The sequence below is a fragment of the Ancylobacter aquaticus genome (assembly GCF_004339465.1).
Classification (GTDB): Bacteria; Pseudomonadota; Alphaproteobacteria; order Rhizobiales; family Xanthobacteraceae; genus Ancylobacter; species Ancylobacter aquaticus.
On record NZ_SMFY01000002.1, the window covers coordinates 508,568 to 528,070 of the forward strand.

The 19,503-nt window shown below is 65.4% G+C and carries 16 protein-coding genes; 5 read left to right on the forward strand and 11 right to left on the reverse strand.

Annotated features, from left to right (window positions below; genetic code table 11):
* Positions 1 to 2: 2 nt before the first annotated feature.
* The 10 genes from hflX to dusB all read right to left on the reverse strand — a co-directional run bounded on the left by hflX (position 3) and on the right by dusB (position 13,186).
* The gene (gene hflX / locus EV667_RS11980) at positions 3 to 1,406 is read right to left on the reverse strand and encodes a GTPase HflX (protein WP_131835573.1); all 1,404 of its coding nucleotides are present in this window, start codon (positions 1,404 to 1,406) and stop codon (positions 3 to 5) included.
* Positions 1,403 to 1,654 carry an RNA chaperone Hfq gene (gene hfq, locus EV667_RS11985; RefSeq protein WP_013166585.1) on the reverse strand — a complete coding sequence of 84 codons (252 nt, stop codon included), beginning with the start codon at positions 1,652 to 1,654 and terminating at the stop codon, positions 1,403 to 1,405. The genes hflX and hfq overlap by 4 nt, the downstream gene beginning before the upstream one ends.
* A 209-nt stretch (positions 1,655 to 1,863) precedes the next feature.
* On the reverse strand, positions 1,864 to 2,724 hold the full coding sequence (locus EV667_RS11990; RefSeq protein ID WP_131835574.1) for a D-amino-acid transaminase: 861 nt from the start codon (positions 2,722 to 2,724) through the stop codon (positions 1,864 to 1,866).
* Positions 2,725 to 2,822: 98 nt separating this feature from the next.
* Positions 2,823 to 4,271 carry a TrkH family potassium uptake protein gene (locus EV667_RS11995; protein WP_131835575.1) on the reverse strand — a complete coding sequence of 483 codons (1,449 nt, stop codon included), beginning with the start codon at positions 4,269 to 4,271 and terminating at the stop codon, positions 2,823 to 2,825.
* A 15-nt stretch (positions 4,272 to 4,286) separates the two neighbouring features.
* The gene (gene trkA, locus EV667_RS12000; RefSeq protein WP_131835576.1) at positions 4,287 to 5,663 is read right to left on the reverse strand and encodes a Trk system potassium transporter TrkA; all 1,377 of its coding nucleotides are present in this window, start codon (positions 5,661 to 5,663) and stop codon (positions 4,287 to 4,289) included.
* A 141-nt stretch (positions 5,664 to 5,804) separates the two neighbouring features.
* A complete protein-coding gene (gene ntrX, locus EV667_RS12005; RefSeq protein ID WP_131835577.1) occupies positions 5,805 to 7,172 on the reverse strand; it encodes a nitrogen assimilation response regulator NtrX in 1,368 nt (455 codons plus the stop codon).
* A 14-nt stretch (positions 7,173 to 7,186) separates the two neighbouring features.
* Positions 7,187 to 9,454, reverse strand: coding sequence for a sensor histidine kinase NtrY-like (locus EV667_RS12010; RefSeq protein ID WP_131835578.1), 2,268 nt, complete (start codon positions 9,452 to 9,454; stop codon positions 7,187 to 7,189).
* A gap of 119 nt (positions 9,455 to 9,573) precedes the next feature.
* Complete coding sequence (gene ntrC, locus EV667_RS12015) at positions 9,574 to 11,019, reverse strand: nitrogen regulation protein NR(I) (protein WP_131835579.1); 1,446 nt, start codon at positions 11,017 to 11,019, stop codon at positions 9,574 to 9,576.
* An 8-nt stretch (positions 11,020 to 11,027) separates the two neighbouring features.
* Positions 11,028 to 12,158 (reverse strand): two-component system sensor histidine kinase NtrB, encoded by a 1,131-nt coding sequence (locus EV667_RS12020; protein WP_131835580.1) that lies wholly within the window; start codon positions 12,156 to 12,158, stop codon positions 11,028 to 11,030.
* Positions 12,155 to 13,186: a tRNA dihydrouridine synthase DusB gene (gene dusB, locus EV667_RS12025; RefSeq protein ID WP_131835581.1), complete on the reverse strand. Its 1,032-nt coding sequence runs from the start codon at positions 13,184 to 13,186 to the stop codon at positions 12,155 to 12,157. The genes EV667_RS12020 and dusB overlap by 4 nt, the downstream gene beginning before the upstream one ends.
* 199 nt (positions 13,187 to 13,385) lie before the next feature.
* On the opposite strand from dusB, the gene EV667_RS12030 reads away from it, so the two are divergent.
* The 5 genes from EV667_RS12030 to EV667_RS12050 all read left to right on the forward strand — a co-directional run bounded on the left by EV667_RS12030 (position 13,386) and on the right by EV667_RS12050 (position 19,061).
* Positions 13,386 to 14,552: a bifunctional 2-C-methyl-D-erythritol 4-phosphate cytidylyltransferase/2-C-methyl-D-erythritol 2,4-cyclodiphosphate synthase gene (locus EV667_RS12030; RefSeq protein WP_131835582.1), complete on the forward strand. Its 1,167-nt coding sequence runs from the start codon at positions 13,386 to 13,388 to the stop codon at positions 14,550 to 14,552.
* 26 nt (positions 14,553 to 14,578) lie between these two features.
* Entirely contained in the window at positions 14,579 to 15,118 is a 540-nt protein-coding gene (locus EV667_RS12035) for a CinA family protein (RefSeq protein ID WP_131835583.1), read from the forward strand.
* A gap of 166 nt (positions 15,119 to 15,284) precedes the next feature.
* Positions 15,285 to 16,463 (forward strand): glycosyltransferase, encoded by a 1,179-nt coding sequence (locus EV667_RS12040; protein WP_245516194.1) that lies wholly within the window; start codon positions 15,285 to 15,287, stop codon positions 16,461 to 16,463.
* Between the two features lie 75 nt (positions 16,464 to 16,538).
* On the forward strand, positions 16,539 to 18,059 hold the full coding sequence (locus EV667_RS12045) for an FkbM family methyltransferase (protein ID WP_131835585.1): 1,521 nt from the start codon (positions 16,539 to 16,541) through the stop codon (positions 18,057 to 18,059).
* 54 nt (positions 18,060 to 18,113) lie between these two features.
* Positions 18,114 to 19,061 carry a polysaccharide pyruvyl transferase family protein gene (locus EV667_RS12050; RefSeq protein ID WP_131835586.1) on the forward strand — a complete coding sequence of 316 codons (948 nt, stop codon included), beginning with the start codon at positions 18,114 to 18,116 and terminating at the stop codon, positions 19,059 to 19,061.
* On the opposite strand, the gene EV667_RS12055 is transcribed toward EV667_RS12050, so the two are convergent.
* Positions 19,034 to 19,501 carry a type II toxin-antitoxin system RatA family toxin gene (locus tag EV667_RS12055; RefSeq protein ID WP_131835587.1) on the reverse strand — a complete coding sequence of 156 codons (468 nt, stop codon included), beginning with the start codon at positions 19,499 to 19,501 and terminating at the stop codon, positions 19,034 to 19,036. The two genes, EV667_RS12050 and EV667_RS12055, sit on opposite strands and share 28 nt — an antisense overlap.
* Positions 19,502 to 19,503: the final 2 nt, after the last annotated feature.

Genomic DNA, 19,503 nt, shown 5'->3' on the forward strand with positions numbered 1-19,503 from the left:
GCTCAGCCCTCGGCCGTCCGGGCGATCCGCCGGGCGCCGAAGCGGCGCTCGATCTGCTCGGCGCGGTCCGGCGGCACGCGCACCGCCAGATGCAGGCGCCCCTCCCCGTCCTCGCGCCGTTCCAGCACTTCGCTGTGCCGGTAGAGCCAGCTCAGATTGCCGCCGTCGGCGGCGTCGAGATCAATGGCGAGGCTGATCCGCTCGCGCGACAGGCGTTGCGAGATGGTGGCGAGCAGCGGCTCCATACCCTCGCCGGTAAGCGCCGAGACCGGAATGGGGCGCGCGTCGCCCTCGCGGCGGGCGGCGGTGTTGAACAGGCCGGCCCGGCTCTCGTCGTCCAGGCGGTCGATCTTGTTCCAGACCTCGATGACCCGGTGGTCGTCCTCGGGGTCGATGTCGAGATCGCCGAGCACGCCCTTCACGTCATGCGCCTGCGCATCCGCATCCTCATGCGCCATGTCGCGCACGTGCAGGATCAGATCGGCCTCGATCACCTCCTCCAGCGTCGCCCGGAAGGCGGCGACGAGCTGGGTCGGCAGGTCGGAGATAAAGCCAACCGTGTCGGACAGGATCACCTTGTCGCCGGTGGGGAGTTGCACCGCCCGCAAGGTTGGGTCGAGTGTGGCGAAGAGCAGGTCCTGCGCCATGACGTCGGAACGAGTCAGCCGGTTGAACAGGGTCGACTTGCCGGCATTGGTGTAGCCCACCAGCGCGACGACCGGATAGGGCACCTTCTTGCGGCTGGCGCGGTGCAGGGCGCGAGTGCGCTTCACCTGCTCCAGTTCGCGCTCGATCTTGAGAATGCGGTCGCCGATGAGCCGGCGGTCGGCTTCGATCTGCGTTTCGCCCGGGCCGCCGAGGAAGCCGAAGCCGCCGCGCTGGCGCTCCAGATGGGTCCAGGAGCGGACCAGCCGGCTGCGCTGGTAGTTCAGATGAGCAAGCTCGACCTGCAGCACGCCTTCTTTGGTGCGGGCGCGCTGGCCGAAGATCTCCAGAATGAGAGCGGTGCGGTCGATCACCTTGGCGGCGAACGCTTTTTCAAGGTTGCGCTGCTGCACCGGGCTAAGCGGGGCGTCGACGAAGACCAGCCCCGCCTCCTCCGCTTTCACCAGCTCGGCGATTTCCTCGACCTTGCCGCTGCCAAGATAGGTCGCCGGCCGCACCTGCGAGAGCCCTATCAGCGCGCTGCCGACGAGCTTGAGATCAATGGCCAGGACGAGGCCGATCGCCTCGTCGAGCCGCGCCTCGGGGGACCGGCGCACGCCACCCTCCCCGCCCCCGCGACGGGTCACATGCGGCACGATCACCACGACACGCGTGGCGTCGCCGGCGGTTTCGTTCTCGACAGGCAGGCCGGCGGCGCGGCCGGCATGGGACGTACGGGCGGCCTTAAGCTCCAAGATCAACCCTTCTCGCCGGTCTCGTCCGGCTCGAACAACTGAACCGGATGGCCGGGCATGATCGTCGAGATAGCGTGCTTGTAGACCAGCTGCGAGTGGCCGTCGCGGCGCAGCAGCACGCAAAAATTATCGAACCAGGTGACGACACCCTGCAGCTTCACGCCATTGACCAGGAAGATGGTGAGCGGCGTCTTGTTCTTGCGGACGTGGTTGAGAAAGGTGTCCTGGAGGTTCTGCGAACGTTCCGCGGCCATGGTTTTTTAATCCGTTTGTTTGTTGTTGCTCGTAGGTCGGCGCGGTCGCCTTCAGCTCTGCGCCCCGTCCGGGAGCGGGCAAGCATGAAGACGTGCGCCCCAAACATGGCATAGCATGTCTGGCGCGCAAGATGCTTTCGCCAAGTTGGCGGCGCTTGGCAAGGTCTTTCCGTGCGGCGCTGCATGCCGGACGGGCCCGATTTCCTCCCCTAGCGGGCGATCTCGGCAACCCCGTGGAAGTTCTCGCGCAGGGAGCGCGCCACCGGGCCGGGGCGGCCATCGCCGATCACCTGCCCATCGATTCGCACCACCGGGGTGGCGAAATTGGTGGCCGAGGTGACGAAGGCCTCGCGCGCATTGAGCGCTTCCGCCACCGTGAACGGGCGCTCTTCCACCCGCAACTGGAGCTTCTCCGCCACCTCGATCATGACCGTGCGGGTGATGCCGCGCAGGATGCCGCTTTCCGCCGGGCGGGTGACGAGCGCCCCCTCCCGGGTGACAATCCAGGCATTGGTCGAGCCACCCTCGGTGACGTGGCCGGAGGCGTCGACGAACCAGGCCTCCCGCGCGCCGGCCTGTTTGGCGGCCTCCTTGGCCAGCACATTGGGCAGCAGGCCGATGGTTTTGATGTCGACCCGCTCCCAGCGGTTATCCGGCACGGTGATAAGGGCGACCCCCTGCCCCGCCACCGCCTCGCCCTTGGCCGGATCGACCGAACGGGCCGTCACCACGATCGAGGGAGGCGTTGCGGGGTCGGGGAAATAATGGTCACGGCGGGCCACGCCGCGCGTCACCTGCAGATAGATCAGGCCGTCGCGAACACGGTTGCGCGCGATGGTCTGGCGCAGCACCACGCCGAGTGCGGCGAGCGACATCGGCAGGCGGATGCGCAGTTCGCCCAGCGACCGCACGAGCCGCTCCATGTGGCGGCGCTCGTCCACCATGTGGCCGCCGCGCACCTCGCACACCTCATAGACGCCATCGCCGAACTGGTAGCCGCGATCCTCGACATGCACGCCCGCGTCGGCATGGGGCACATAGGAACCGTTTACATAGGCAATGCGCGACATCGTCCGTCCCCGTGGGCCTGCTCATTCCGGCTTGAATTCAGATCGCCTCTTGCGCGAACGAATCTCGTCAATACATTGACTTGTCGACGTTTTACGCTCTAGCGCCGCCACAGCGCGAAATTGGCCAGACCAAGCACCACCAGAATTTCCAGCCGTCCGAGAATCATGGCGAGCGCCAGTATAAGCTGCGCATAGGCCGGCAGCGCGCCCCATTCCGGCCAGTTGACCTGTGGCTGCCAGTTCGCCGCATAGACCGGGCCGACATTGCTCAGCGCGGTGAGCACCGCGACGAAAGCGGCCTCGAAGCTCGGCATGGCCGGGGCGAGCGCCACGGTCAGCGCGCCGATCACCGTGCAGGCCACGCCGAACATGATCCAGATCGCCTTCATCATCTGAAGCGTCACATTCTGCTGCCCGAGCCGGCGCTGGTACACGGCGCTCGGGTGCACCAGTCGCTCCAGCTCGCGCAGGCTCTGCAGCACCATTATCCCGGCACGGTAGATCTTGATGCCGCCGGTGGTGGAGAAGCTGGCGCCGCCGACGAAGATCACCGCCAGAACCAACGTCACCGGCAGGCTGGCAAAGGCGCCGGCATGCGGCTCGATGCCGGTCGTGGTGACGAGAGCGACGGCGGTGAACAGCCCGTCCTCCAGCGCGATGGGCAGCGAGATGCCGCCCCCCAGAGTGCGGAAACCGATGGCGGCGGCGGCAATACCGAGGCCGAGGCACAGTACAAAAACGACAATGTTCTCATATTGTCCCGCCGCGACGCGAAAGCGTCGCGTGAGCAGCAGGCGCTGCCACAATATGCTCGTTCCCCCCACCAGCATGAACACGATAAGCACGGCCTTGATGCCAAGTTGGCCATAGCCGGCAATGCCGTCCGCATCCGGCAGCAGGCCTCCGGTGGACAGTGCCGCGCCGGCGAAGCCGAGCGCCTCGAACAGCCGCATACCCATGAGAAACAGAGCGAAGGTGCACAGGATGGTGGCGCCGAGATAAAGCGGCAGCACCAGCCGCAGCGCATCGTCGAGCGTCATCTGCTGGGTGGCGGCGAGCAGGTTGGAGCGTGCGCTGCGGTCCGGCAGGCCGCCCATGCCGGCGGGACCCAGCACAGCGACGAAGCCGACGAGCGTGAGCAGGCCACCCGACCATTGCAGCGTCAGCAGCCAGCCCAGCGTCGCCCGCGGCACGTTCTCAAGGTCGTGGATCTGCACCGGGCCCGTGGTGGTGAACGCGGCCACCGCCTCCAGCCAGGCATGCATCGGCGTCAGTGTCGTCGTCGCCGCGATGGGCACGGCGGCGATGATCGGCACGCCGAGCCAGAGCACCAGCAGAAGGCCATAGGCCGCCAGCCGGTCGAGCCGCCCGGGGCGATTGCGCACCGCGAGATACACCGCTCCCGCGCCGAACACGGTCAGCAGCGCCGTCATCAGGAAGATATCGGCGCCCGCCTCCCGGCGGAACAGCGACACCAGCGCCGAAAGCAGCAGGAAGCCGGCCATGACCCCGGCCGTCTGTGCGCTGTGGCGGGCGACGGCGATCATCAGCGTCGGCCCCTCTCAGAAGAACTCAAGGCTCACCCGGAACAACTGTTCGACCCGCTTCACCTTGTCGGCGAGCGCGAACATCACTACCCGGTCGCGCGCCTGGATCACCGTATCGCCGCGCGGCAGCATCACGCGGCCGCCGCGGATGACGGCGCCGATCCGCATGCCGTCGAACAGGTCGAGCTGGCGCAGCGGCTTGCCCACCAGCGGCGATGTTTCCAGCGCCTCGGCTTCGATGACCTCGCCGGCGCCGTTCAGCAGCGAATGCACGCCGCGAATGCGCCCCTTGCGGACATATTGAAGGATCTTGGAGACAGTGATCTGCCGGGGATTCACATAGGCGTCGATGCCGAGCCCGCGCGCGAAGGCAGGGTACGCCGGATCGTTCAGCAGCGACAGCATGCGCTTTGCGCCAAGCTCGCGCGACAGCAGGCAGGAGAGAATGTTGACCCGGTCGTCATTGGTGACGGCGATCATGGTGTCGGCATCGCCGACGGCGGCCTCCTCCAGGATGGCCCGGTCGAGCGCGCTGCCGCGCAGCACCACGGTACGTGTCAGCTGCTGGGCGATCTCTTCGGCGCGGCCGATGTTTTCCTCGATGATCTTTACCCGCGCCTTCGGGTTGCGCCGCTCCAGTTCGCGCGCGACATAAAGCCCGATATTGCCGCCGCCGCCGATCACGATGCGCTGCGCCGGCGGCTCGTCATGGCCGAAGATCGACAGGGTGCGGCTGACCTGGTCGGTGTGGGCGACGAAATAGGCGAGATCGCCGGCCAGCAGCGAATCGGTCGAGCGCGGGACGAAGGTCTTACCGTTGCGATAGACCGCGACCACCACGGCGCGCAGGTCGGGGAACAGGTCGGTCAGCTGGCGCAGCGGCGTGTCGAGGACCGGGCAATCCTCCTGGCAGCGCACACCCACCACCACGACCTGGCTGTCGTTGAAGCTCACCGTGTCAACCGCGCCCGGCAGCGACAGGCGCCGCAGCACCATCTCGCCCACTTCGAGCTCCGGCGAGATCACCACGTCGATCGGCAGGTGATCGCGCGAAAACAGGTCGCGCCAATGGCCCTGGAGATAGCTCTGCGCCCGCACCCGGGCGATCTTGGTCGGCACGTCGAACAGCGCGTGGCCGACCTGGCAGGCGATCATGTTGACTTCGTCGTGCAGGGTGACGGCGATCAACATGTCCGCCGCCTCCAGCCCGGCCCGGGCGAGCACGTCCGGATGCGAGCCATGGCCGACGAAGCCGCGCACGTCGAGCGTGTCGGTTACGGCCTGGATGAGGCGGGGCGAGGTGTCGATGATCGAGACGTCGTTCTGCTCTGCGGCCAGACGTTCGGCAATGCCGAACCCCACCTGCCCCGCCCCGCAAATGACGACCTTCATGGCGACCCCACACTCACCGCCGGCACCCACGACGGCGCACCCGGCATTCTCTCGTGAGTCTCTCTATAGCAGGTTCGCGCAAGGTGGCAGACGCGCGTGGGCGCGCTCCGCACATCTTACTGCATCCGGGAGAGCAGGCGCTCAGCCGATGCCGAGCGCCTTGAGCTTGCGATGCAGCGCCGAGCGCTCCATGCCGACGAATTCGGCGGTACGCGAGATGTTGCCGCCGAACCGGCTGATCTGCGCCACCAGATATTCGCGCTCGAACACTTCGCGCGCCTCGCGCAGCGGCAGGCCCATGAGGTGCTCGCCGCCCGCCCCGCTGGGCAGGCTCGGCACCAGCGCACCGACATCGGGGGGCAGCATGTCGGCCGTCACCGGCGCGTCCGCGTCGCCGGAGGCGAGGATGAGCAGGCGCTCGATATTGTTGCGCAGCTGGCGGACATTGCCCGGCCAGTCATGCGACTGCAGCACGGCGAGAGCGTCGTCGGCGACGCGCCGGCGCGGCAGGCCGGTGGACTGCGAAATCTGGTCGAGGAAGAACTCGACCAGTTCCGGCACGTCCTCGCGCCGCTCGGCGAGCGGCGGCACCCGCACCGGCACGACACCGAGGCGGTGATAGAGATCCTCGCGAAAACGCCCTTCGGCAATCTCCTTTTCCAGATTGCGCGCGGTGGACGAGATGATGCGGACATCCACCGACACGCGCGTGGCGCCACCGACCCGCAGGAAGTTCTGGTCGACCAGCACCCGCAGGATGCGGTTCTGCGTCTCACGCGGCATGTCGGCAATCTCGTCGATGAACAGCGTGCCGCCATGCGCCTCTTCCAGCGCGCCGACCTGACGGCCCTGCCCTTCCCCGATCTCGACGCCGAAAAGCTCGACCTCCATGCGCTCAGGCGTGATGGCGGCGGCGTTGATAACCACGAATGGGCCATTCGCGCGTGCCGAAGCGGCGTGGATCATTCGGGCGGCCAGTTCCTTGCCGGAACCGGAGGGGCCAACGATCATAATCCGGCTGTTGGTCGGGGCCACGCGCTCGATGCCCTGGCGCAGCTGGTTCATCACCGAGGACTTGCCCACCAGCAGCTGCGTCACGGCGGTGCGCTGCTTGAGGTCGCGCACCTCGCGCTTGAGCCGCAGCGTTTCCAGTGCGCGATCTGCGACAAGGATCAGGCGATCGGAATTGAACGGCTTCTCGATGAAGTCGTAGGCGCCCTGCTTGATCGCCGCCACCGCCGTCTCGATGGTGCCATGGCCGGATATCATCACGACGGGCACGTCCGGGTGGCTCTTCTTGATGCGTTCGAGCAGCTGAAGCCCGTCGAGCTTGGAGCGTTCGAGCCAGATGTCGAGGAAGATCAGGTGCGGGCGGCGCGCCTCGATGGCGGCCAGCGCCTCGTCGCTGTCCTTGGCGGTGCGGGCGCCATAGCCCTCGTCTTCCAGAATGCCAGCGACCAGCCCGCGAATATCGGCTTCGTCGTCGACGATCAGAATGTCCGTCGCCATCAGTCTCTTCTCCTTCAGCCGACCAGCCGGGCAGCGGAGGCCCCGCCGTTGCCTTTTCCGTCATTGGTGGCGGTTGGGCCGCCATCGCGCGCGAAACGCAGGCGAATCCACGCACCACGCCCCTGGGGGGCATCGTCGAGTTCGATGCCGCCGCCATGTTCTTCCATGATCTTGCCGACGATCGCGAGGCCGAGCCCGGTGCCCTTCTCCCGCGTCGTCACATAAGGCTCCAGCAGCCGCGCCCGGTTCTCGGTCGGCAGACCCTTGCCATTGTCGATAACGTCGATCGTCACCATCCGCTCATCGGCATGCACCGCCACCTGGATGCGCGGCGGCTCCGTGCGCTCTTCCGGCGACACCGCCGCCAGCGCCTCGGTAGCGTTCTTGATGATGTTGGTCAGCGCCTGTGACATCAGGCGGCGGTCGAAGCGGGCTATCACCGGCTGCTCGGGCAGTTCGAGGTCGAGCGTGATGTCGGGATTGCCGACCCGCATCAGGAACACAACCTGCCGCGCCGTCTCGCCAATGTCTTGCGCTTCCGCGACAGGCTTGGGCATGCGGGCGAAGGAGGAGAACTCGTCCACCATGCGGCCGATGTCGCCGACCTGCCGGATGATGGTCTCCGTGCACTGGTCGAACACCTCGCGATCCTCCCCGATCACCTTGCCGTAGCGCCGGCGCAGCCGTTCGGCGGAAAGCTGGATCGGGGTCAGCGGGTTCTTGATCTCATGGGCGATGCGCCGGGCGACGTCCGCCCAGGCCGAGCTGCGCTGCGCCATCACCAGTTCGGTGATGTCGTCGAGCGTGACCACCCAGCCATGCTCGGCCTCGCGCGACTGCTCGGTGGTGACGCGCACCGCGATCACCCGGTCGCGGCCATTGCGGGTCAGCGTCGCATTGGCCTGCACGCTGCGCTCGCCGGCCTCCATGGCCTGGGCGAGAAGGGAGGCGACTTCCGGCACCACCGCGCCGAACTCGCCACCGAGCGCGTCCGCCTCCACCACGCCCAGCAGTTTCTCCGCCGGGCGGTTGATGATCGAGATGCGGCCCTGCGGGTCGAGGCCGATGACACCGGCGCCGACGCCCGAGAGCACCGCTTCGGTGAAGCGGCGGCGGGTGTCGATCTGGTCGCGCGCCTGCACGAGATCATCGCGCTGGGTGCGCAGCTCCTGCGTCATCTTGTTGAAGGTTTCGGCGAGGCTCGACAGGTCGCCCTCGGTGCGGCGCACCGGCACCTCGACATAAAGGTTACCGGCGGCGACGAGATCGGCGGCGCCGATCAGGCGGCGGATCGGCGCCACCAGCCGGTTAGCGAAATTGATGCCGAGCCACACGGCGCAGAGCAACACGGTGAGCGAGATCACCGCATAGAGCACCGCAAAGGCGACCTGCACGCCCACGCGCTGCTGTTCAAGGTTGCGGTAGTCGACGACGGCCGCCTGCGTCTCCTTGAGATACTCGATCACGCGCGGGTCGACGGCGCGCGCGACATAGAGATAGAGGTCGCCGAAATCCTTGAGCGGGATGACCGCGCCAACATAATCGGCGTCACCTGGCAGGTAGATCAGCGGCTGCTCATCGGTCGCGTCCTTCAGTGCCAGATTGGCCGGCACCACGAATTCGCGACCGACACGGATGGTGGCGCGATCGACGATCTGAAGGTCCTTGTCGATGATCATGGCGGCGGGCAGGCCGCGTACCACCGCCTGCGCGGTCAGCGCCTGCCGGAAGCGGCTGCGATCCTGGTCCCACAGCGGCCGGATGCGCTGGAGGTCGCGTGCCATGCCGAGCACATCGCCGCGGATCGAATAGGCGTGCTCGCGCACATAGGTCTGCGCCACTGATACGGCATTGTCGACGATGGCGCGGGTGCGGACCGAAAACCAGCGGTCCAACCCCTTGTCGAGGGTGATGCTGGCGAGGATCGCCACCAACAGCGCCGGCACCACCGCCACCACGCCAAACAGCCCGACGACGCGCACATGCAACCGCGCCGCCGCCCGGCCGCGCTTTCGCGCCTTGACGATGCGCCACACCTCGCGGCCGATGATGCCGAGCAGCACCAGCGACATGAGCCCGTTGAGGCACAGGACGACGATGATCACGTCCTGCGAGGGCACTAGCGGGGTGATGCCGATCAGGATGATGAAGCTGGCCAGCGCGATCAGCAGCGCCAGCAGCACCGCCAGCGGCGCCAGACCCCAGAGCGAGAATCGGAATCCCATCCCGCCGAGGTCGAGCGTTTCCTGCCTGTCAGTTCCGCCGGTCGAAGCGTCGCTCATCCATCACCATGTTGGCGGCGGGAATCAGTCCGCCCTACTGATGCAGTGGTACGACACTGGTGCAAAAATGTGACATTGGCGAGCCGCCCCCGCCTTAATTTGCGAAGGGCGTAAGGCGCTCACCGACTGGTGCGGATTATTTGGATGTCGAGATCCCGGATTTTCTTGCGCAGCGTGTTGCGGTTGAGGCCCAGCAATTCGGCCGCTTTGATCTGGTTTCCGCGTGTCGCCGCCAGCGCGGCGGAGAGCAGCGGGTACTCCACATCCTTGAGAATGCGGTGATAAAGGCCGGGCGGCGGCAGGTTATCGCCGAAGCCACCGAAATAGGCGTTGAGATGGCGCTCCACCGAGGCGGAGAGCGTCTCGTCCTGGCCATTTTCCTCCGGCGTCGGCGGTGAAATCGGGGTCGACAGCTCGGCCTCGATGATCGAGCCGGTGATGACCTCCTGCGGGTACAGCGCGGCGAGGCGGCGAATCAGGTTTTCCAACTCGCGCACATTGCCCGGCCAGCGGTAGCGCTTGAGCCGGTCGAGCGCGGCGGCGTCGATCTGCTTGCGCGGCAGCCCCTCGCGCTCGGCCTGCAGGAAGAAGTGGCGCGCGAGGTCCGGCACGTCCTCCGCCCGCTCGCGCAGCGGCGGCAGGCGCAGCGGCACCACATTGAGGCGGAAGAACAGATCCTCCCGGAACAGGCCCTGCTGGATGAGGATACGCAGATCCTTGTTGGTAGCGGCGACGATCCGCACATCGGTCTTGATCGCCGTGCGTCCGCCAACCGTGGTGTATTCGCCCTGCTGCAGCACGCGCAGCAGCCGGGTCTGCGCTTCCATCGGCATGTCGCCGATCTCATCGAGAAACAGCGTGCCGCTTTCCGCCTGCTCGAAGCGGCCGGCCGAGCGCGCATTGGCGCCGGTGAAGGCCCCCTTCTCATGGCCGAACAGCTCGGATTCGATCAGGTCGCGCGGGATCGCCGCCATGTTGATGGCCACGAAAGGCCCGTTGCGGCGCTTGCCGTAATCATGCAGCGCCCGCGCCACCAGCTCCTTGCCGGTGCCGCTCTCGCCGGCGATCATCACCGTGAGGTCGGTCTGCATCAGCCGCGCCAGCACGCGGTAGATGTCCTGCATCGCCGGCGAGCGGCCGACGAGCGGGATGTTGTCGGCGTCCTCGCCCAGTCCCTTGAGCGCGTTCTCCGGCTTCTTCGGCTCGGACAGAGCGCGGCCGACGATGGAAATCAGCTCCTTCAGGTCGAAGGGCTTGGGCAGATACTCATAGGCGCCCTTCTCCGAGGCGCGGATCGCCGTCATGAAGGTGTTCTGCGCGCTCATGACGATGACCGGCAGGTCCGGCCGCACCTTCTTGATGCGCGGCAGCAGGTCGAAGGCGTTCTCGTCCGGCATCACCACATCGGTGATGACGAGGTCGCCATCGCCCTGGCTGACCCAGCGCCACAGCGTCGCGGCGTTGCCGCAGGAGCGCACCTCATAGCCCGCCCGCGACAGCGCCTGATTGAGCACGGTGCGGATGGCAGCGTCGTCATCGGCAACCAGGATACTTCCCGTCGGCATGGCGGTTCTCAACTCTTCTCGTCACCGCGACTGGCGCGGTACATGGGCATGAGGACACGGAAAGTGGTGCGGCGCGGCTGGCTGTCGCATTCGATGATGCCGCCATGGTCCCCGACGATCTTGGCCACCAGCGCCAGGCCCAGGCCCGTGCCGGTCGGCTTGGTGGTGACGAAGGGGTCGAACAAATGCGGCATGAGGTCTTCCGGCACGCCGGGGCCGTTGTCCCGCACGCAGAACTCCAGCGGCAGGCTGACCCGCGCCGGGGCGCCGGGCATCATCAGCCGCACGCCGGGGCGGAAGGCGGTGGTGAGGTGGATCTCGCCATCGGACGAATCGCCAATAGCCTCGGCGGCGTTCTTCACCAGATTGAGGAACACCTGAACCAACTGGTCGCGATTGGCCAGCACCGGCGGCAGCGAGGGGTCGTACTCCTCGAAGAAACGGATGTTGCGGGCAAACCCCGTGCTGGCGAGCGTGCGCACATGCTCCAGCACCGCGTGGATGTTGACCGGCTCGCGCTCAATAGGCCGCTCGTCGGAGAACACCTCCATGCGGTCGACCAGCTTGACGATGCGGTCGGCCTCGTCGGTGATCAGCCGTGTCAGCGAGCGGTCGTCGTCGCTGGCCGACAGTTCGAGAAGCTGTGCCGCCCCGCGAATGCCGGACAGCGGGTTCTTGATCTCATGCGCCAGCATGGAGGCCAGCGCCGTCACCGAGCGCGCGGCGCCGCGATGGGTGAGCTGGCGGTCCATCTTGTCGGCGATGGTGCGCTCCTGCAGCATGATGACCACGCTGCCGGGCACTTCCGAAAGCGGCGCCACATGAATGTCGACGATGCGCTCACCGCCATTGCGCGGCGTGCCGAGATCGACCCGGTACTCGTTCACCGCCGCGCCGCGCGAGCGCACCTGATCCACCAGCGACAGGATCGGGCTGCCGAAGGGCACGAAATCCTGCAGCCGGTGCCGCACCAGAACCGCCAGCGAAGCCTCGAAGAAGGCTTCCGCCGCCACATTGGCGTCGATCAGGTGGTTGTCTTCCGCCACCGTAATGACTGGATGCGGCAGCGCATTCACGACGGCCTCCGCAGTCGCGCTGCCCGCGCGCGGGCCGGGTCGTTGCGAGGAAACCGAACTCATGCAGCTTCTCTCCATCCAATGTCGTCATAGGCGTCGCGGATTCCGGTGACGACGCGCGCCGGATCCTCAAGGGTAAGCAGCCGCCGGCGCCAGGAGGCGGCGACGTCGGGCGTCCGGCCGGCGCTAGCCGTGGCCGAGGCCAGCGACCAGCCGACATGCTTGCGGGCGCAGCGCATGCCAAGCTCGCGCCCGTAATGCGACAGCCAGCCTTCATAGAGCTCGATCAGCACGTCGCGCTGCTCGGCAAGCGGCGGATCTTCCGGTGCCCGGCCGGTGCGCAGGAAGGTGGCGACCTGACCGGGAAACCAGGGGCGCCCCTGCGCGCCACGACCGATCATCACCCCGTCGGCGCCGGAAGCGGCCAGCATCGCGGTCGCGTCCTCGATCGCCACCAGATCGCCATTGGCGAGGACGGGGATGGACACTGCGTCCTTCACCGCACGGATCGCCGCCCAGTCGGCGCGGCCGGTGTAAAACTGGCAGCGCGTGCGCCCGTGAATGGTGATCATCCGGACGCCGATGGCCTCGGCGCGGCGGGCCAGTTCCGGCGCCACCGTGGCGGCGTCGTCCCAGCCGAGCCGTGTCTTCAGCGTCACGGGCACCTTCACCGCCCCCACCACCGCCGCGATGAGGCGGGTGGCGAGGTCGAGGTCGCGCAGCAGCGCCGAGCCGGCCAGCCCGGTCGTCACCCGCTTGGCCGGGCAGCCCATATTGATGTCGATCAGCGCTGCCCCGGCGGCTTCGGCCAGGCTGGCGGCCCGGGCCATCGATTCGGGCTCGTTGCCGGCGAGCTGTACGGCGTGCAGCGCCACCCCCGCCCCTTCCGCCCGCAGCACGGTTTCCTCGTGCCCGGTCTCGAAGGCGCCGGCGGCGACCATTTCCGACACCGCCAGCGATGCGCCATAGCGCAAGGCCATGCGCCGCAGGGGTGCATCGGTGATGCCCGCCATTGGCGCAAGCAGCACCGCACCCGGCAACGCGACGGTGCCGATCTGGAGATTGCCGACGGCAGAAAAACAAAGGGTCAAGCGGCGATCACTCGATGCACATTAAATAAGCCCGACCAGCGGTGCCTAGATAATAGCCATGCCGAGCGCGCCATCAACCCATGCGAAGGGCTTATGTCAAATCTTTTGCAAATATGTGCCGCTTTTGCGCTAAACGAGCCGACAGGGCAAGTCTGCGCTGATGAAGCGGCAGTCAGGGGAAGGGCGGATTCGTTAGGCAATGCGGACCGACGTTATCGTGGTGGCGGCAGGCAATGGCCTGCGAGCGGGCGAGGGAGTGCCCAAGCAATACCGCCCGGTGGGTGGAATGCCGGTACTGCGCCAGACGATGCTCCGCTTTCTCGGGCAACCGGGCATCCGCCATGTCCTGCCGGTCATTTCGCCGGAACATACAGACCTTTGCAACGCAGCCCTCGCCGGGCTCGATGGCGTGCTGCCCCCGGTGACAGGGGGCACCACGCGGCAGGCCTCCGTGCGGGCCGGGTTGGAGGCACTGGCACAGGATCCACCCGACCTGGTGCTCATCCATGACGCGGCGCGGCCCTTCGTTTCGGCGCGTCTGGTGGCGGACGCTATCGCCGCCGCTGCGGCACAGGGCGCTGCCGTTCCCGCGCTGGCGCTGGTCGACACGCTGAAGGCCGTGGCCGCGCCCGGCTTCCTCGCCACCGGCCCCGACCGCAACGCCGTCCGCAGCGTCCAGACGCCGCAGTCCTTCCGCTACGAGTTGATCCGGTCCGCGCATCGGGCGCAGGCAGGAGCGGACGACCTCACCGACGACGCTGCCGTGGCCGAGGCCGCCGGGCACCCGGTGGCCTCCTTCCCCGGCGACCCCGCCAATTTCAAGCTGACCACGCCGGAGGATTTCGTGACCGCCGAACGCCGCCTGCTGGCCGAGCTTGCCGATGTCCGCACTGCCACCGGCTTCGACGTGCACGCTTTCGGGCCGGGCGACCATGTGGTGCTGGGCGGGCTGCGCCTTCCTCACACTCACGGCCTCGCCGGCCATTCCGACGCCGACGTGGTGCTGCATGCCCTGACCGACGCCCTGCTCGGCACCATCGGCAGCGGCGATATCGGCCATCACTTCCCGCCCTCCGACCCGAAATGGAAGGGCGCGGCCTCCGACCAGTTCCTCGCCCATGCCGCCCACCTCGTACGCGCGGCCGGCGGGCGCATCGCCCATCTCGACGCCACGGTGATCTGCGAGGCGCCCAAGATCGGCCCGCACCGCGAGGCGATGCGCGAACGGATCGCTGCCATTGCCGGGATTCCCGTCGCCCGCGTCAGCGTGAAGGCGACGACCAGCGAGCAACTTGGCTTCACCGGCCGGCGCGAGGGCATCGCCGCACTCGCCGCCGCGACGGTCCGCCTGCCCTGGATCGACTGAGGCATGGATCGACTGAGGAAAGCGCCATGGACGAGACACACGATGCCATCCTGCTTGAGGCGATGCGGGTGCTCGATTTATGCCGGGCGCGCGGGCTGACCGTTTCGACTGCCGAATCCTGCACTGGCGGCCTCGTCGCCGGCGCACTGACCGAAATCGCCGGCTCCTCCGATGTGGTGGATCGCGGCTTCGTCACCTATTCCAACGCCGCCAAGCAGGAGATGCTGGGCGTTTCGCCGGCGACCCTGGAGACCCATGGCGCGGTGAGCGAGGAGACGGCGCGCGAGATGGTCGCCGGCCTGCTGCGGGCGGCGAAAACCTCGCTCGGCGTCTCGATAACGGGCATTGCCGGCCCGGGTGGCGGCTCGGCCGGGAAGCCGGTCGGGCTGGTGCATTTCGCCGCCGGCACCCGCACCGGCACGGTAATCGCCCGCCGTGAGGTGTTCGCCGGCCAGGACCGCGCCGGCGTGCGCCGCCTTTCCGTGCTGACCGCGCTCGCCATGCTGGCGGAACTGGCTGGAAGGGAGAAGGCCCGCGCGCCTTCCACGAACCCGCAACCTTCCTAGTAACCACGCTCCCGAGCCGTTCAGGAATGCGTCTTGCATTCCCGTAAGCCACCAGCAACATCGCAGCATCAAGGTAGAGTGACAGATGCCGAAGCGACTCGCTGTTGTCTCGCACATACCCCTCTATCCAACCACCGCCGGGAACCGGGCGCGGGTCCTCGCCTTGGTGAAGGCGCTGCAGGAACTCGGCCATGAGCCGATCTTCCTCCAGATTCCGAGCGGGCCCCACGACGCTCCCGAAAGTGCCGCCCGCCACGAGGAGCTTCTCGGCCAGGGCAATTACTACGACCTGCGCCACCTCTCGGCGTTCGCCCGCGGCGCCAATTGGCTCAAGGTCCTGCCGGTGCGGGCGGTCTCCTGGCTGTCGAAGAAACTGCGTATCGACACCCCTTGGCGCTACTGGCGCCCCCTGGATTCGCATCTCTCCCCCGAAACCGTCCGCGCCGTGCACAGGATCATCGCGACGCGCAGCTGCGATATCTGCCTGGTGGAGTACGTCTTCCATTCGGGCGTGTTGGTGGGTCTCCCCGGCCACGTGCGCAAGCTGATCGACACGCATGACCTGTTCACCAATCGCCATGTCGGATACGCCGCGAACGGCCTCGGCGACTCCTACTGGGTGTCGCTGCGCCCGGGCGCCGAGGCACGCGCGCTGATGCGTGCCGATGGCGTGCTCGCCATCCAGGAGGATGAGGCAGAGGCCTTCACCCGGATGCTGGAAGGGCACCCTCACCCCCCATCGGTTCGGGTGGTCAGCCACTTCCCACCCCGCGTGAAGCCCTCCCCGCCTCGCGGCGTTACCCATCGGGCGGCTTTCGTAGCCTCCTATAACAGCGCCAATATGCAGGCACTGTCGCTTTTTCTGGAGCGGGGCCTGCCCGAGGTCGTCCGGCGCGATCCCGAATTCCGCCTGCTGCTGGCCGGCGCCATCTGCAGCGAGGTGCCTGACCATCCCGGCATGGACAAGTTCGGCCGCTTCGCGTGCCTGGGCGATGTGTTCGCCCAGGCGCCCATCTCGCTCAATCCGGTGCTGAGCGGTTCCGGCATTTCGGTGAAAGCGCTGGAATCGCTGGCGGCCGGCGCTCCCGTAATCGCAACCGAGACCGGCGCCCGCGGGCTCGGCTCGCTGGCAGGCGACGCGCTTCGCATTCTGCCCGACGGCGACTGGGCCTCCTATGCCGCAGCGTTGTGCGAACTGACGCTGGACCCCGAACGCTGCGCCCGCGCCAGCGAACAGGCCCGCGCGGCGGCAAAGGACTGGAACCAGCGGCAACGCGCGGCGCTGGAGGAGTTGCTGGAGCAGAACGAGCGTGATTTTTTTGATCCTAAGAACTTGCCTGGCTGAACCAGTCTATTATCTTCATAATTTTACTTGAATCGCTGTAAATTTCCGATTTATTGAAAAGGCTAACGAAACGCCATGTCGTATATTAAACCAGCTTTGGTCTGCATTGCGACCAATGGATTCCAGCATCTCTGGATGAGTTGCATAGACAGTCACAAGCGCTACGCGGATCGATATGGATTTGATTACAAATTAATAACGACAAATGAATATCCGGAACTGACACCTCACTGGTCGAAAGTGAGAGTGTGTATTAATTTTCTATCAGAAGGCCATGATGTCTTATTGATCGACTCTGACGCATACGTACGGGCAACGACGCCACGCTTTACAGATTTGCTAAGAACAGACAGCGAACATGATATATTTATTGTCAACGGATGGTCAGGTCGGCCTAACTCAGGCGTTGTCGTCTTTAGAGGCGGAAAAAATTGCACAGCCCTTCGCTTCCTCGAAGAGTGCCTGTCTAATCGAAACAAAGAAATTCCTGAAGAAGACAAAGTCACAGAGTATGGTGAAAATGGTCATTTCATACATTTTCTAAAACAGGATCAGTTCAGCACCAAGACTCGCATACTGGACGACCGATGGAATAAAATAAAACCACCTGCGCGCCCCGATGATTTCATCATCCATTACACCGGACCGATGCGCCCTCGCGGTGGAGCGATGGATGGATGCGATCCGTTTTTTGGCCGCACCAACACGCATCATTCTACTTATTTTTCTGACAGGATTGGGCGCGAATATTATCGAATTCGTTGGGTTATTGTTAAGGTCGCCAATCGAATCCCCATTCTTGCAAAATTCATCAATCTTATTGGAAGATTTCTGATCAGAAGAGCGGACATTTCTCTTGCGGGTACAGCATACAGTGCGCCGGGGGCAATCTGGAAGTGCGAGTGCGCCCTCGCATTGCTGGAACACCCCACGACGTTGATTGTCCGTCAACTCCTCACGCCTGGCGATGTTGTCGTTGATGGCGGCGCACATATCGGGTACCTCACCCGCCAGTTTGCCCGCGCTGTGGGTAGCACCGGCCGTGTCATCGCGATCGAGGCCCACCCGGAGAACGCCGCCTGCCTTCGCTCGAATGTGCAGAGCCTGCCTGTCACGGTCGTTGAGAACGCCATAACGCAAGAAAATCAAGACGTCTATCTGCACACCGGAGGGGGGCACTCAAATCACTCGTTAGTTGAGCTGCCCCACATCCATACGACCAGCTTTGCGGTACAGGGACGGCGACTTGACGACATATTGTCATCGCTTGATGTGACATCCGTGGATCTTCTCAAGCTCGACATAGAGGGATTTGAGATCGACGGCCTGCGAAGTCTGGGGCCATACCTTTCAGAGGGGCGCATCCGTTATATGTTGATCGAGATAAGCCCGGACATCATGAAGCAGCGCGACATCGGCGTTGATGCGATATCCTCGTTTCTTTATGAACATGGATTTATATTGCGAGAAATTAGAGATGATCATACTATCGGTCCGCGTGGATTCGTAAACACCCAAGCAACACAAAACTACATTGCCGCGAATGAAAGCGGATGGACTTACTTATTGAATCGAATCAATATTTACAGAAAATAGTATATTCGCAATAGGATTATTGCCCGCTCATTCAACGAAAACGGCCTGATTCTCATGGAGATATTTTACTGGAAATCTCCGGATGGTAATGTCGGAGACGATCTGAACCCGTGGTTGTGGCCAAGGGTGTTTGAACGTGAATTTCTTGATCGCGCCGCGGGCAGGCGCTTTTTCGGGATTGGCTCGGTGCTGGACGAGCGTGTTTTCTGCCAGCCACACCCAAACGGCGCGACGGTCTTCGGTGCTGGCATGAGGGGCCCAATGGGGCCTCTGCCTCGTCGCCCCGATGTTGATATCCGCTTCGTGCGGGGCCCGCTGAGTTCAGCGGCGCTGTCAGCGATGGGGTGGGGAGAGATAGAGTATATCAGCGATCCGGCGGTTCTGACGCCGCTTTACACCGCCGTCTCGCCAATCACTTCCGCGCGCAAGATTTCCCCCGAAACAGCAGAACAGCCGCCGTCGACCCAACGACCGTTATCGCTTTTCATCCCCTATTTCGATACGCCGGCGAAAGTGGTTGACCGGGTATGCCGGGACACCGGCCTTCATCCCCTGCCAATCACCTCCGACGTGGATCAGTTCATCGCCACGCTGAGAACGGCAGAAAAAGTCGTCACCGAAGCGATGCATGGCGCAATCCTCGCCGACGCCTTCCGCATCCCTTGGGCGCCGTGTCGCATCAGCAGCGGGCTCACAGAGGGGCGAACCAGCCAATTCAAATGGGATGACTGGCGCAGGAGCCTCGGTCTCGAACCTACGTCCATTGTTGGCACACTGCCGGAAGGAGTGATTGAACGCGTGCCGCATCGGTATCTTCGCCGCCTGCGGACTCTTGCGACCATGCGCGCGTCTGCAACGGTAGCGCGGGTGCTGCGGCAGGATCGGTGGCATTTGAGCCGCGACAGCGCGCTAAAGACGGCGCAGGATCGTATTTTGGAACACGCGCATCGATTGGCGCGGACCGGCGACGCCCCCTACCCCGCCACGGCGCGCCGGCCGTAGACCTCGTCGGCGCGTTCCTCGAAGGCCTGGGCGAAGCGGCGGAAGGCGGCGTCGAACATCGCGCCCATCAGCAGACCGAGCGTGCGCGAGCGGAATTCGTAGGAAATGAAGAACTCCACGTCGCAGCCGCCGTCATCCAGCTGCCGGAAGGTCCAGCGGTTCTCAAGCCGGCTGAACGGCCCGTCCAGATATTCCACCACGATGGACAGGCGCGGCCGATCGAGCGTCACCCGGCTGGCGAAGCTCTCGCGGAACATCTTGTAGGCGACGCTCATGTCGGCGACGAGGATGTCGACCCCCTCCCCGCTCGCCACCCGGCGCCGCACATGCAAGCTCTCGCACAGCGGCACGAATTCGGGGTAGCTCTCCACATCCGCCACCAGCGCGAACATGTCGGTGGCAGAGTGGCGCACGCGCCGCTTGTTGGTGAAGGACGGCATCG